This is a genomic window from Bacteroides clarus (genome assembly GCF_015555825.1).
GTDB classification, from domain to species: Bacteria; Bacteroidota; Bacteroidia; order Bacteroidales; family Bacteroidaceae; genus Bacteroides; species Bacteroides clarus.
In genome coordinates, this window is the sequence record NZ_JADNLF010000013.1 from 52,160 (window position 1) to 65,789 (window position 13,630).

12 protein-coding genes are annotated in these 13,630 nt (G+C 46.6%); 4 read left to right on the plus strand and 8 right to left on the minus strand.

Annotated features, from left to right (window positions below):
* Positions 1-109: 109 nt before the first annotated feature.
* Both I2F54_RS13675 and mnmA read left to right on the plus strand, forming a co-directional pair.
* Entirely contained in the window at positions 110-1,396 is a 1,287-nt protein-coding gene (locus I2F54_RS13675; protein ID WP_195501481.1) for an O-acetylhomoserine aminocarboxypropyltransferase/cysteine synthase family protein, read from the plus strand.
* Between the two features lie 74 nt (positions 1,397-1,470).
* Complete coding sequence (mnmA, locus tag I2F54_RS13680; RefSeq protein WP_195501482.1) at positions 1,471-2,568, plus strand: tRNA 2-thiouridine(34) synthase MnmA; 1,098 nt, start codon at positions 1,471-1,473, stop codon at positions 2,566-2,568.
* Here mnmA and I2F54_RS13685 read toward each other — a convergent pair.
* The 3 genes from I2F54_RS13685 to nhaC all read right to left on the minus strand — a co-directional run bounded on the left by I2F54_RS13685 (position 2,525) and on the right by nhaC (position 5,364).
* A complete protein-coding gene (locus I2F54_RS13685) occupies positions 2,525-3,187 on the minus strand; it encodes a response regulator transcription factor (RefSeq protein ID WP_039950174.1) in 663 nt (220 codons plus the stop codon). The two genes, mnmA and I2F54_RS13685, sit on opposite strands and share 44 nt — an antisense overlap.
* A gap of 87 nt (positions 3,188-3,274) precedes the next feature.
* Entirely contained in the window at positions 3,275-3,865 is a 591-nt protein-coding gene (locus I2F54_RS13690) for a DUF4251 domain-containing protein (protein ID WP_022217625.1), read from the minus strand.
* 62 nt (positions 3,866-3,927) lie between these two features.
* Positions 3,928-5,364 (minus strand): Na+/H+ antiporter NhaC, encoded by a 1,437-nt coding sequence (nhaC, locus tag I2F54_RS13695; protein ID WP_087413668.1) that lies wholly within the window; start codon positions 5,362-5,364, stop codon positions 3,928-3,930.
* A gap of 163 nt (positions 5,365-5,527) precedes the next feature.
* Between nhaC and I2F54_RS13700 the strand changes: the two genes are divergently transcribed.
* The gene (locus I2F54_RS13700; protein WP_195501483.1) at positions 5,528-6,601 is read left to right on the plus strand and encodes a sugar kinase; all 1,074 of its coding nucleotides are present in this window, start codon (positions 5,528-5,530) and stop codon (positions 6,599-6,601) included.
* 105 nt (positions 6,602-6,706) lie between these two features.
* Here the strand turns inward: I2F54_RS13700 and I2F54_RS13705 are convergent, their stop codons facing one another.
* The 5 genes from I2F54_RS13705 to I2F54_RS13725 all read right to left on the minus strand — a co-directional run bounded on the left by I2F54_RS13705 (position 6,707) and on the right by I2F54_RS13725 (position 12,890).
* Positions 6,707-7,339 (minus strand): hypothetical protein, encoded by a 633-nt coding sequence (locus I2F54_RS13705; RefSeq protein ID WP_009120477.1) that lies wholly within the window; start codon positions 7,337-7,339, stop codon positions 6,707-6,709.
* A gap of 177 nt (positions 7,340-7,516) precedes the next feature.
* Complete coding sequence (locus I2F54_RS13710) at positions 7,517-9,499, minus strand: LruC domain-containing protein (RefSeq protein WP_195501484.1); 1,983 nt, start codon at positions 9,497-9,499, stop codon at positions 7,517-7,519.
* A gap of 138 nt (positions 9,500-9,637) precedes the next feature.
* On the minus strand, positions 9,638-10,816 hold the full coding sequence (locus I2F54_RS13715; RefSeq protein WP_118047765.1) for an MFS transporter: 1,179 nt from the start codon (positions 10,814-10,816) through the stop codon (positions 9,638-9,640).
* A 342-nt stretch (positions 10,817-11,158) separates the two neighbouring features.
* Positions 11,159-12,169: a GGGtGRT protein gene (locus I2F54_RS13720; protein WP_195501485.1), complete on the minus strand. Its 1,011-nt coding sequence runs from the start codon at positions 12,167-12,169 to the stop codon at positions 11,159-11,161.
* 19 nt (positions 12,170-12,188) lie between these two features.
* Positions 12,189-12,890, minus strand: a complete 702-nt coding sequence (locus tag I2F54_RS13725; protein ID WP_004290317.1) for an iron-sulfur cluster assembly scaffold protein — start codon at positions 12,888-12,890, stop codon at positions 12,189-12,191.
* Between the two features lie 211 nt (positions 12,891-13,101).
* Between I2F54_RS13725 and I2F54_RS13730 the strand changes: the two genes are divergently transcribed.
* Entirely contained in the window at positions 13,102-13,602 is a 501-nt protein-coding gene (locus I2F54_RS13730; protein ID WP_009120482.1) for a DMP19 family protein, read from the plus strand.
* Positions 13,603-13,630 lie beyond the last annotated feature (28 nt).

Here is a 13,630-nt window from a genome sequence, read left to right on the forward strand (position 1 = left end):
AATATGGTATAAAATTCCCTATCATGTGTCATAGGCGGCCTGCTTTTATCCCTCTATCTTTGCAACATTCAACCAAGAGGAATCATTTCACCTATAAATACAAATGACGATGGAAACAAAGAAATTACATTTTGAAACGCTGCAGCTTCATGTGGGACAAGAACAACCTGACCCGGCCACGGATGCGCGTGCCGTACCTATTTATCAAACCACCTCGTATGTGTTTCGTAACTCGGCTCATGCAGCCGCCCGTTTTGGCTTGCAAGAACCAGGCAATATTTACGGCAGGCTGACCAATTCCACACAAGGAGTGTTTGAGCAACGTGTTGCCGCCCTTGAAGGCGGTGTTGCCGGGTTGGCGGTCGCGTCCGGTGCGGCGGCTGTAACCTATGCTTTCGAGAATATCACGCGTGCGGGTGATCATATCGTGGCAGCTAAAACCATTTATGGCGGAACATACAATCTGCTGGCGCATACATTACCGGCTTACGGTGTCACGGCCACTTTTGTTGATCCGGGTGATTTGTCCAACTTCGAGAAAGCTATCCGGGAAAATACGAAAGCCGTCTTTATCGAGACATTGGGAAATCCTAATTCCAATATCATTGATATTGACGCCGTTGCCGAGATTGCCCATCGTCATAAAATCCCTTTGATTATCGACAATACCTTCGGTACTCCTTATTTGATTCGTCCTATCGAGCATGGTGCTGATATTGTAGTGCATTCCGCCACGAAGTTTATAGGCGGACATGGTACTTCTTTAGGCGGTGTTATTGTAGATGGTGGCAAGTTCGACTGGGTGGCTTCCGGTAAATTCCCGCAACTGACCGAACCCGATCCGAGCTATCATGGCGTACGTTTTGTCGACGCGGCGGGCGCGGCTGCATACGCCGTTCGTATCCGTGCCGTTTTATTGCGCGATACCGGCGCCGCCATCAGTCCTTTCAATGCTTTTATTCTTTTGCAGGGTTTGGAAACCCTCTCTCTGCGTGTGGAACGCCATGTGGAGAATGCGCTGAAAGTTGTGGAATTCTTGAGGAGCCATCCAAAAGTGGCGGCTGTGAACCATCCGTCTTTACCAAATCATCCGGACCACGTGCTATATCAAAAGTATTTTCCCAAAGGCGCAGGTTCCATCTTTACCTTTGAGGTAAAGGGTGGAGAGAAAGAGGCTCAGACGTTTATTGACAGTCTGCAGATATTCTCATTATTAGCCAATGTGGCAGATGTAAAGTCACTTGTTATACATCCCGCTACTACCACTCATTCGCAGTTGAACGAACAGGAGTTGGCGGAGCAGGGTATCAAGCCGGGAACGGTACGCCTTTCCATCGGGACGGAGCATATAGATGATTTGTTGGATGATTTGTCGCAGGCGTTGGAGAGAATTTAAGCTCGGAACAAAAGAACATTTCGTCCGATGAAACCATTTATTCATCGGATGAAAACTTCAGATACAGTATAAATATGAATATTGCCGTTTTATTATCCGGAGGTGTCGACAGTTCTGTTGTCGTACACCTTCTTTGCGAACAAGGCTACCGTCCTTCCCTGTTTTATATAAAGATAGGGAAGGATGATGCCGATTATATGGACTGTTCGGCAGAGGAAGACCTGGAGATGGCTTCTGCCGTAGCGCGCCGTTACGGTCTTTCGCTGGAAGTCGTTGATTTACATCGGGAGTACTGGGATAATGTAGCCGCTTATGCTATTGAAAAAGTTCGCCGCGGGTTCACTCCGAATCCGGATGTGATGTGCAACAAGCTGATTAAGTTCGGCTGCTTTGAACAGCAAGTTGGCAAGGATTTCGACTTTACGGCAACCGGGCATTACGCCACTACTGTCCTGCGGAATGGAAAGACCTGGTTGGGAACAGCCCTCGATCCGATAAAAGACCAGACGGACTTTCTTGCGCAGATAGACTACCTGCAAGTTTCCAAACTGATGTTTCCGTTGGGCGGACTGATGAAACGGGAAGTGCGTGACATTGCTCTGAGAGCCAAGCTACCCAGCGCCCGAAGACGGGATAGCCAGGGAATCTGTTTCTTGGGGAAGATTAATTATAATGACTTTGTCCGCCGTTTTTTGGGAGAAAAGGAAGGCCGGATTGTTGAGCTGGAAACGGGAAAGATATTGGGTGCGCATCGTGGTTATTGGTTTCATACTATCGGCCAGCGTAAAGGGTTGGGGCTGAGCGGCGGGCCTTGGTTTGTGGTGCGTAAAGATACGGATGAGAATGTAATTTATGTATCGCGCGGATATGATACGGAATTGCAATACGGACACGAGTTCGGTATGCAGGATTTCCATTTTATTACGGAAAATCCGTGGGAAGGTGTCAAAGAAGCGATTCCGGTTACGTTCAAGATACGCCATACTCCCGAGTTTATCAGAGGCAAGCTGTTACGGGATGAAACAGGCTGTCTTATTGTTTCCGAAGAGAAGTTGCAGGGTATAGCTCCCGGGCAATTTGGCGTTGTATATGATGAGGCTGCCAAACTTTGTATCGGAAGCGGGGAAATCAGATATAGTACTCCACCAAATCCACAATACCCGCTTTCATAGCATATTTCGTAGCTTCGTGGGCGTTGTTCACACTCAGTTTTCTGAAGATATTCTTCCGGTGGCTGTTCACGGTATGGAAACTGAGGTTTCTTTCGGCTGCTATTTCTTTGGTAGTTTTTCCTAATGCAATCTCTTTCAGAATGCTTCTTTCGGCGGGCGTCAGTAGCGCGTCTTGCAGAGCGGGGTGGGGAGCGGCCGGCTGATTATTTCCCGATAGTAATAAGTTGCTGACGTGGTTGCATATGAAACGTTCCTTGCGTGATGCGCATTGCAGTGCGGTGAGTATCTCTTCTCTGGAATTGTCCTTCAACACTACTCCGAACGCCATGCTGCTGAACAAAACCTGTCGCAGAAAGCTGACGCTCAGCTCGTCGGAAAACAGTAACCAGTCCGCCGTCTTGAAGCGTTCGTGCAATACAATCAGTTCATCGGCGCCGGTGAAGTCAAACAGCGTATAGTCCAATATTACCACCGCCTCGGGATGTAACCTCAACTGTTGTATAAGCTCTGCTTTATTGTCGGCTTCCAGCAGCAAGGCGGTGTCCTTCTGTTTGCTCAACAGAAACATCATGCCTGCTTTGGTTATATCTTGATTGTCCGCGATGATAAATTCTCTCATGATGCATACATATAAAAAAACTCCGCTGCAAATGTACACTTTTTAAGTGATTTGCAGCGGAGTTGAGAATATATATTGTAACAGGCTTTACCAAGAACGTCCCTTGAAGATATTCGATTGGTTCAACGGCAACAGGTTGCCACTTAAAGTCATAGTGTTGGAGTTGAAGTTCGGGCTGATGGTAACGGTTGCATTATTGCCGCCGTTGGTCAGCGTAAGGAATATCTGCGCGGAGATGCCGATACCCTGGATGCTGAAATTACAATTGATGTTACCGCGTTTGTCGGTAGACATTTTCATTTCCGATACGGTGCCGTCTACTGTTACGCCGCCAATACCGTTAGGACCGGGATAGACAGTGTTGAAAGCCACCTGTACCGTACCGCGTCCCTGATTCACCAATACGAAATTCGTGTTGGAGGTGACGAAAGCCGTTTGTCCGTTGCGGAACATTACTTGATTGGCTTCCAATACAAACTTTTGCGCTTTCAGCGCTGCTACGGCATCATCGTAGGAAACGGCGTCGGCTGCCTGTTGTTCCGCTTTCAGGCGGGCGCGTTCCGCGTCTCTCTGGGCTTTACGATCTGCACGGCGTTGCGCGCTACTCTCTTGTGCATACACGGTAGTTGTTACCATGCTTACCAATACTAATGCTGCTAATGCAATAAACTTTTTCATACTTAATTTTTGTTTAGGTTTAAATTATATTGTTCGTTATAAGTTTATTGCAAGAACAATGCCTACCCGGGATTGTTCACTGTTTTTTTAATTATTTTATATCCCGTGGCTGCAACAAGTATACTCATTAGCGGACTGATAAGGTTGAAAAAGCAGTAAGGAAGGTAGGTCAGCGTGGATACGCTTAGGATGGTGGCTTGCGTCATTCCGCACGTGTTCCACGGAATGAGAACCGAGGTTACGGTAACGGCGTCTTCCGTAGTGCGGCTTAGCAAACGGCTTTCATATCCTTTCTTCTCATATATATTGCTGAACATGTTTCCGGTGAGGATAATGCTGATGTATTGGTCTGCCGTAGCAAGATTAAGGAATATTCCCGAACCGACGGTGGATGCCACTACGCTGACGGTGCTTTTCATGAACCGGACAAATACGGAAGTAATGCTTCCCAGCATCCCGCTTGCCGTCATTGCTCCGCCAAAACACATGGCGCAAAGAATCAGCCATATCGTATTCATCATTCCCGCCATGCCTCGTGTGGCAATCAACTCTGTCAACATGGCACTGTCACTTTGGAGGCCGGTACTGCCATATAGGCTCATCATCGTTCCCTCAAACAGATTATTATTCCCGGAAATCTCATGTAGCAGTTCGGGTTGGAATATGATGGCAAAAGCGGCAGCCAGCAAAGTGGATAAGAACAGGGTGATGATAGAGGGTATTTTACGCGCAATCAGTACTCCCGTCAGCACCGGAACAACCAGCAGCCATGGAGTAATGTGGAATTTGGCATCCAGCGATGCGGCAAACTCGGCTATCTGTTCCGTACCGCTGGTTTCGTATGTGAATCCCATTATCGTAAATATAACCAGCGTGATAACGAGTGACGGAATGGTGGTAATCATCATATAGCGGATGTGGCGGAACAACGGAGTTTCTGTGACCGATGCGGCAAGTACCGTAGTATCCGACAGGGGAGATACCTTATCGCCGAAGTAAGCTCCTGAAATGATGGCGCCTGCAATCCAACCTTCCTCAAATCCTTGCGCCTTGCCTATTCCCAACAGGGCGATGCCGATGGTGGCGATGGTAGTCCATGAGCTCCCCGTCATGATGGATACCAGTGCGCAGATAATACAGGTAGAGGCAAGGAAGAAGTCCGGATGTATAATCTGCATTCCGTAGTAGATGAGGGTAGGGACTACGCCGCTAATCATCCATGCACCGCTCAGCGCACCGATAATCAGCAATATGATAATGGCGGAAGATACTCCCGCGATGTTATTGGTAATGGCTATCTCATAATCCTTCCAGGGAATCCGGTAAAAAGCCACTCCTATAAATACGCAAGCGGCCGTAGTAGTAAGTAAGGACACCTGACTTCCGCCGTTCAGCGCGTCACTGCCAAAAGTGCGGATGGTAGCGAACAGCATTCCTATTAAGATAAGGATAGGGAGAAGGGATACGAGAGGAGAAGGTATTTTCTTTGTTGAACTCATGCGATATGTTACTGTAAATATGATGTGACAAAAGTATAACAAAACCACCGAATATCTTTCCTTTTCCCTTTTCTGCAAATAAATATTATTAATTCTTTGCGTTTACTTGGAAATTTGATAGTATATTTGACTTTCCATTGATGCTTTTGAATATATAAGACTTATGAAGAAGAAATCCCTTTCCACCGATAAGAAAGTCGTTACTTTCGGTGAGGTTATGCTGCGGCTTACTACCCCCGGATTCCGCCGCTTTTCGCAGACCAATGAATTTGTTGCTACGTATGGCGGCAGTGAGGCAAATGTGGCGGTGTCCTTGGCTCGTTTCGGCATCCCTACGGAATTTGTAACCCGTCTGCCCAATAATGCAGTGTCACGGGCATGTATCGCTTCGCTTCGTGCCGGCGGGTTGGGAACGGACGGCATAGTGTTCGGCGGTAAGCGTTTGGGATTGTATTATCTGGAATGCGGAGCGGCTTTCCGAAACTCCAATGTAGTGTACGACCGGGAAGGGTCGTCTTTCGCAACGCTCCGTCCGGGTATGATTGATTGGGAAACTATATTTGCCGATGCCGGCTGGTTTCATTGGTCGGGCATCGCTGCAGCCCTTTCGCAGGAGGGAGCTGACGCCTGCCGTGAGGCTCTTGAAATAGCCGACCGCATGGGACTCACTATTTCCTGCGACTTGAATTTCCGCAGGAAACTTTGGAATTATGGACGTACGGCCTCCGAAGTGATGCAGCCGTTGGTGCAATACAGCGATGTGATTTTCGGTGCCGAGCCGGAATATCAAGAGATTCTCGGCATACAGCCCGTCGGTTTTAAAGCCGTCGATGCCGGCGATACTTCTTTTGTATCCGATTTACCTGCTTTCGAGGAGTTCGGGCAGACTGTGTCCCGGCTTGTTCCGCGCTGCCGAAAGATATTTCTGGAGTTACGTAATTCTATCACGTCCAATCATAACTTGCTTGCTGCCGTTCTTTATTCTGACGGCGCTTTGAAGCATACAGGCATCTATGACATTGAACATGAAATAGACCGGGTAGGTGCGGGTGATGCCTTTGTAGGAGGTATGATATATGGTTTAATCACTTATCCGGATGATGACCAAAAGGCATTGGAATATGCCCTCGCCGCTTCCGCGCTAAAGAACACTGTTTATGGAGACTTCAACCTGGTAACGGTGGATGAGGTGGAAAGTCTGATGAGCGGCAACACATCGGGACGGGTATCAAGGTAAAAAGAGAAACTTTCAATAAACGACAGCCCCCCTTTACCATTCCGTACTCCCTTGTGACAGGGGGACTAAGGGTGAAGGGGGGCTTTGGTGTTTTTCAATAGCAGTTTATACTTCTACCACAGTTTCCATTGTTTCCGGTTTGGGCTCTGCTGTCAGGTTACGATAAATAACAGCGCTGCATCCAAGTGCTGCCACGGTGTAGACGATGCTGACAATAAACAGAAGAAGCATTGCGAATCCGCCGCTCGCAATGGCATTTATAATCCAGAGAAGGATATAGAACACCAGAACCAACAGGAATGATACTCCGAAGATAGTCCATTTGTATCCATAGGTAGCTTTATTGCTTTGGATCATGGCTTCGCCCGGAGCCACGCCTTTATCCAGTAAGATATAGATGGCAAGTGACCATCCTATGGATATGATGATACCCGGTACTATCATGAAAAATAAGGCGGGAATAATGGCGAGATACATCAAGCCTATCAATGTGAAGTATTCTCCCATGAATTTACGGTATTTTCCGTCGAAGATGAATAGGGGAGAAATAACTTTTCCTTTACTCAATTCAATGGGAATGGTTGCCATGGCGATAGTAGTACCGACATTTAAATAGGGAATCCAGATTGTAAGCAGCCAAAGAACAGTAGCTCCCAGCATAGATACTGCATTTTTGATACCTAAACCGATACCTTCGGAGAGAACTCCTGTCACTGTGATTTTCTTTTGTGTGTCCATGATTAGATGAATTTTGATGAATATTTATTAAATTATACCTGTTTTGACAAATGTATAACATTTATGCAGAAAATCAAAGCATATTGAAATTTCTTTTCTATAAAAGAAGAATACATTACCGGCTGAAAACCGGGTAATGTATTCTTCTTAAATTGCGTTATTTTTTCGGGGAGGTATTTACTTCTTGTACCAGTCTTGGTTTTCCTTGCCGTTGCTGGTTACCCATCCGGAGTATCCGCTATATAATTGGTCGATAGGCGTTTTTTCGTTCTTGATATCCAGCAGTTTGCTAATGTCTGTTTCATTGGCTCCGCTTAGGAAGAACGCGAAAGGATAGTTGCCGGGGCGCACGTAGTAGATGTTTTGCTCCGGATTGGAAGCGTCATCTCTTATTTGGAAATAGGACATATCCATTTTGGAGGTCGGATGTTCTTTCGGAATATGCACTTCCCAACGTTTGCCGTCCGCTTCATTCTTGAAGATGAAAGGCCGGGCTTCCGATGCTGCGCCGGCAGGGGAGTCGTATTTTAAGGTCACCTTATATTCGGTTCCCATATTCTCCTTTACGTCTTCTGTGAGAATGTAAACATGGTCGTCTTCTTCGTAAACGAAGTCGGTTTCACTGAATTCCGTTTCTCCCGGCCTGCGGATGAAACCAGTGACGGAAGAGGCGTTTCCGCTTCCGACGAGTTGGAATGCCAATCCGTTCGTATTTCCCGCATAGTTCTGGAATGTTTTGAAGATGAAGGACTCGGCGTAGATTTGATTGTCCTTGTCGAAAGTCTTTTCGTAGTTATAACGGACGATGACGTCGTTCATATCGTAGTCTCCCTTATTAGGCCAGAGATCTTCAAAAGCATAAATGCCTTTCAGTATTTCCGTTGTAGTCCGGTTATTGTCCGGGTCTACATCGGGATCTACCTCGATAGCGCCTACCGGATTGGATTTTAAGGCCACAACGATGTCGCTGAAGTTATTGTCGTTTATATGGTCTTCAAAAGAAACCATGACAAAACCGTTGTATGAGTAGGCGGCGGTACGCGGGGCGTCAAAGGCATTCCCGGAATTGTCAACGCTTAATCCCTGGGAAGTGGCGGCACGGTAGCGCTTGTCGTCATCGAATCCGCTCACTCGGTTGCTCCATGCGTTGTTGGCAATGACAAGTCCCACCTTATAACCTGCGGGAAAAACAGTTGTGGCATCCTCTCGGCTACCGTCGGCTATGTGCGGGTAATACATTAATTTGACGGCTGTGAGGCGGTCTACACCGGCTGTACGGCGTGCGGCGCTCGGATTGTTAATCCAATAACCGTCTTGCGTATTCGGGAAAAGCATGATAACGTCAGCATCTTCCAGACTTGCCGGAGGCGTTTCCGTCGCTTTATAGTAGTAATAGCCCATAGAGCAGTTCCAGCAGGTATTTTGTCCCAAGAATGTTAATGCAATCTCTGCGTCTTTGTCGATGGATATGTCCGAATAGCATTTGAGTTCCTCCGGACAATCTTTGTTGACATTGATAATTTGAGAATGTATTGTGTATAAGCCATCCCGCCAAGTTGCGGCTAAATCGCCTTGATACTGATAGTCGATTTCTCCGTTTCTTCTTCGGTCGTATTCTCCTAACCACGTTTTCCAGCGGTTACCTTGATATTTACCGGGAGTTTCCCGGAAGGAAGTCGCCATGTAGCTGTCATACTCCCGGAGAGTAGGTGTGGTCCGGGTTTCCGCTTCTTTTGCAGGGGCGCTGTCCGATGCTTGGATGCTTCCGTTCGTCACATCTGCTTCAATAAGGGTTTGCGCAAAGAATGCCGGAGTATAGATATATACTTTTTGCAAATAGGCCGGCAGGTCGATAGTACCTTTATAAACGCTGTTATCGGCAGTATATGCTGCAAAGAGCGGGGTGGCATTTGTCTTTTTGGTATATGTATATTCATCTTGTTCGACAGGTATCTCATCGTACACTTCAAAATACACATTGGCTTTTACCCCACTGTTGGCATAGCTCACTTCAAGACTCGTCGCTGATTGAACAGTGGAAAAGTCAAAGTCATTAAATTCTTTTTCATCCTCTTCGGGCCCTTGATAAACTTCTTTTTCAAGGCAGCTGCTTAATGCGAATATTGCGATAAAGGCAGCGATAATCCACTTCTTGTCCATATTGCAGAGTTCTTTTTGGGGTTATATGTCTAATACACCGCAAAAATACGATATGAAAACAGAATATACAACTATTTTTCAAGTTATTTGCAAATTAATGGATGATATATACAAGTTTATGAAGTGGTAATACTTGTTTTATTTCTCTTTGTTGTAAATAGTAATCAGGAGAGACAGCATGGTTAAGGCAGTTCCTATACCGGCTACACCGGCCCAGCCCCACGCTTGCCAACAACTGCCGGCGAGGAAAGTCCCCAATGAACCGCCTATGAAGTAGGTCGTCATGAAAATTGTGTTTACCCGGTTGGACGCTGAAGGGCAAATATCGAATATGCTGGTTTGATTACTGAGCTGGATACACTGCATGCCGATGTCAATCAGTACAACGCCCGCGATGATACCTGCGTAGGTGCTGCCGCAGAAATAGAGTGAAGCCCATGCCAGCAGGATTAGCCCGCAGCCTATGAAGTTGAAGTTACGTATTCCGACCTTCTTCACATATTTTCCTACGAAGGATGCGGTTAATGCACCGGCTATTCCGCACAGCCCCAAAATTCCGATAACATCACTGTTGGCATAAAAGGGGGCTTCTCCCATTTTGAAAGCGAGGCACGACCACATTGCGAGGAAAGAGCCGAATGCAACGCCTGCGCGTATGGAGTAGATGCGTAAGGCCGGATAATCTTTGATAAGGGAAAACAAGGATTTCATCAGGTCGCTGTACTTTCCCTGAAATGTAGGCCGTATATCCGGCAGCACTTTCAGTACGGCAATGGCACATAACAGCATCATGCCTGCTGCGATGAAATACATTTCGCGCCATCCCAATACTTCGCCGACAAAGCCGCTGATAACGCGTGAGGCGAGTATGCCGGTGAGCAAACCGGATATGACAACGCCTACGTTACGCCCTTTATTCTCCGGACGGGAAAATTGCGAGGCTATCGGTACGAAGATTTGCGGTATCATGGAGCAGACGCCGGTAACGAACGACGCTCCCCATATTATGTAGATGTTGGGTGCGGCGGCTATGGCGATGAGCGAAAATATCAGTAGAGTGAAGTTCGTCAGAATAATCTTCTTCCGGTGGTACAGGTCGCCTAACGGCACGATGAACAGTAAGCCGAGGGCATAACCTATTTGCGTTATCATGGCAATGAGGTTGGTTTTGAATTCTGATACGCCCAACTCGTGACGTATTACGTTCAGCAAGGGCTGGTTGTAGTACAAATTGGCTACTGAGATACCTGCTACGATAGCAAGCGTCCAAAGTATACGTGCCGGTAATCCACCGTTTTCTTTTAATTCTGCTTTCATGCAGCAAAGATAGGAAAAAGCGGGAGAATTTGAATATCATTCTGCCTTTCATGATTTGGAGAGCGGGTTTTTAGGGAAGTTTCCAGGGTGGAACTTAAAGTACCATCAAGTGAAACTGTCTGTTCCACCGTATGAAAACTATTCGTTTCTCTCGGAGAAACATTTTGTTCCTCACTGGCGAACACTTTGTTTCGCTATGCGGAACTTTTTGTTTTCATGCCTTGAAACAAAGTGTTCAAACGCATAAAAAACACTTTGTTTCATAAGATAGGCAGGGGTATGAAACAAAAGTCCCTATAACCGTAAAGTTATAGGGACTTAATAATGCGTTATGTAATTAAATTACTTGCTGAGTGCCTGAGCCACGTCAACCGCGCAAGCTACCGTACATCCTACCATCGGGTTGTTACCGATACCGAGGAAGCCCATCATTTCCACGTGAGCGGGAACGGATGAAGAACCGGCGAACTGAGCGTCTGAGTGCATACGGCCCATCGTATCCGTCATACCGTAAGAAGCAGGACCGGCAGCCATGTTGTCCGGGTGAAGCGTACGACCTGTACCGCCGCCTGATGCTACTGAGAAGTAAGGCTTACCGGCAAGAACGCGTTCTTTCTTGTAAGTACCTGCAACAGGATGTTGGAAACGGGTCGGGTTGGTAGAGTTACCTGTGATGGATACATCTACGCCTTCTTTCCACATGATGGCTACACCTTCGCGAACGTCGTCGGCGCCATAGCATTTTACTTTGGCACGGGGACTGTCGCTGTATGCGATTTCACGAACTACTTTCAGTTCACCCGTATAGTAGTCGAATTGAGTTTGAACATAAGTAAAGCCGTTGATACGGGAGATGATTTGTGCGGCATCCTTACCCAAACCGTTCAGGATACAACGCAGAGGCTCTTTACGTACCTTGTCGGCCTTAGCGGCGATTTTGATTGCGCCTTCTGCGGCAGCGAATGATTCGTGACCGGCCAGGAAAGCGAAGCACTTGGTTTCTTCGCGGAGCAACATGGCGGCCAGGTTACCATGACCGATACCTACTTTACGGTCGTCAGCCACAGAGCCCGGAATACAGAATGCCTGCAAACCGATACCGATGGCTTCGGCAGCATCGGCAGCATTCTTGCAGCCCTTCTTGATAGCGATGGCGCAACCTACGACATAAGCCCATTTCGCATTCTCGAAACAGATGGGCTGAGTTTCTTCACACGTCTTATAAGGATCGAGTCCGGCAGCTTCGCAGATGGCGTTGGCTTCCTCGATGTCTTTGATGCCGTTAGCGTTCAAGGCTTCGATGATACCTTTGATACGACGGTCTTGACTTTCAAATTTTACTTCTCTAATCATAGTTTCTTTCCTCCTTATATTATTCGTGACGTGGATCAATGTGTTTAACAGCTCCCTGTTCGGCAGTGAAGCGTCCGTAAGTACCGGTAACTTTCTTCAATGCTTCGTTGGCATCGGTACCTTTCTTGATTTCATCCATGAATTTACCCATGTGAACGAATTCGTATCCGCAGATTTCGTCGTTTTTGTCAAGAGCGATAGTCTTGATATAACCTTCTGCCATTTCCAGGTAACGGGGACCCTTTGCCAAAGTACCGTACAAAGTACCTACCTGGCTACGCAAACCTTTACCTAAATCTTCCAAACCGGCACCGATAATCAAACCGCCTTCAGAGAAAGCAGACTGAGTACGTCCGTAAACGATTTGCAGGAAGAGTTCACGCATTGCTGTATTGATAGCGTCGCAAACGAGGTCGGTATTCAATGCTTCGAGTACTGTCTTGCCCGGAAGGATTTCAGCTGCCATGGCTGCTGAGTGGGTCATACCGGAGCAACCGATTGTTTCAACCAATGCTTCCTGGATGATACCCTCTTTTACGTTCAATGTCAGTTTACAAGCGCCTTGCTGAGGAGCACACCAACCTACACCATGTGTCAGACCTGAAATATCAACTATTTCTTTTGATTTTACCCATTTGCCTTCTTCGGGTATGGGAGCCGGTCCGTGGTTAGGACCTTTCTTTACAACACACATGTGTTCCACTTCGTGTGAATAAGTCATAATTAGCTCTTTTTTAAGTTATAATTAAAAAAAACGTAGTTCTATGTTTTATTAAACGGTCACAAAGGTAGTCGTTTTCTTGGTTTCTGCCAACCGTTCAATTTGACTTTTTTATTAAAAATAGGTAATAATAAGTTGTAACTCTGTGGAATGTAAAGTGGACTTTGCAGTTTTTGTATTAACTTTGTAGCCTAATCCAATACATATTATTATGGTAGAAGTTACTGATACCGCTCTGCAACAGGCTGCGGGCGAAGGAATGGATGCTTTCATCCAAGTATTTACAGATACATATAAGGAAGTAATAGGCGGCGGGCTGACCGCTGAAACGATGCCTCTGCTTACGGGAGAGCAGCATTCGTTGCTGGCGTATCAGATATTCCGTGACGAACTCATGGAAGGAGGCTTCTGCCAGTTGATACAAAACGGGTACGGCGGCTATATTTTCGCTAATCCGTTTGCCAAAGTTATGCGTTTGTGGGGGGTGGGCGATTTAAGTAAGCTGGTGTATGCCGCCAAGAAGATATATGATGCCCATCGTGAAGATTTGGAACGTGAGCGTACCGACGACGAATTTATGGCTATGTACGAACAGTATGAGGCTTTTGATGAACTGGAAGATGAGTTTCTGGAAAAAGAAGAGGAATATACGGCATTGGTTGCCAGTTATGTAGATGAACATTTGGATTTATTTGCGAAAATAATAAAGTAACGGTTGCAGTATTTTTTAAGTTGCTGCA